This is a genomic window from Psychrobacter sp. 1U2, from assembly GCF_051847575.1.
The window spans coordinates 1-753 of the sequence record NZ_JBPYDC010000975.1; the positions used below are offsets into that span (position 1 = coordinate 1).

Sequence of the window (753 nt, forward strand, 5' to 3'; positions counted from 1 at the left end):
TGCTCTTCTGAGCCCGCCGCGTTAAGACACAAGGTTGCACCAACTGTTAGGTTGGGGTAGAGCGTAAATGACTGGTTGGTGGTAAAAAGCATCTCTTCGGTAAGCATAGTAACCATTTTTGGAAAACCTTGGCCACCGTACTCAGGATTACCGCCAAGTCCGACCCAACCTGACTCAGCATATTGCTGATAAGCTTCTTTAAAGCCTTTAGGGGTAGTGACGACGCCATCACCATGATAAGTCGCGCCTTCTTCGTCGCCAGTACGATTGATAGGCAACAGAACGTTTTTACTTAATTTGGCCATTTCTTCTAAAATCATATCGACTGTTTCCATGTCGACATGAGATAAGTTGTCATTGTTTTGCCAAAACTCAGGCGCCTTAAAGACATCGGTTAAGATAAAACGCATGTCAGTTAGAGGGGCATTATAAACAGCCATAAACATTCCTTTGGTTTAAGATTAATAAAGTTATATACATATTTGCTTATATTTATCATGATGTTCTTTAACTATCATGGCAAATAACGCAATGATTTTTATTGATTTGAGTCTGTGATAATCAGTAAAGTTTAGCAAATTAATGGCTAAGCTTGTGTATCTCTTAGTGAATAGTGCGTACACTAAAAGTTGACTACTGCTATTGTAGTGCTCAACTAAGAAGTTGCTACGTTATGTGAAGCTTCTCGACTGGTATTAATTTTCTTTCCTGCTGTGTCTACACTGACAAAGGCTACAAAAAGTTCATACCAGT

Annotated in this window: 1 protein-coding gene; it reads right to left on the bottom strand. The window is 39.4% G+C overall.

The window, feature by feature from the left end:
• The coding region (locus tag ACS8FD_RS19870; protein ID WP_439277135.1) for an acyl-CoA dehydrogenase family protein at window positions 1-440 on the bottom strand (440 nt) is incomplete at its 3' end.
• Between the last annotated feature and the right edge of the window lie 313 nt (window positions 441-753).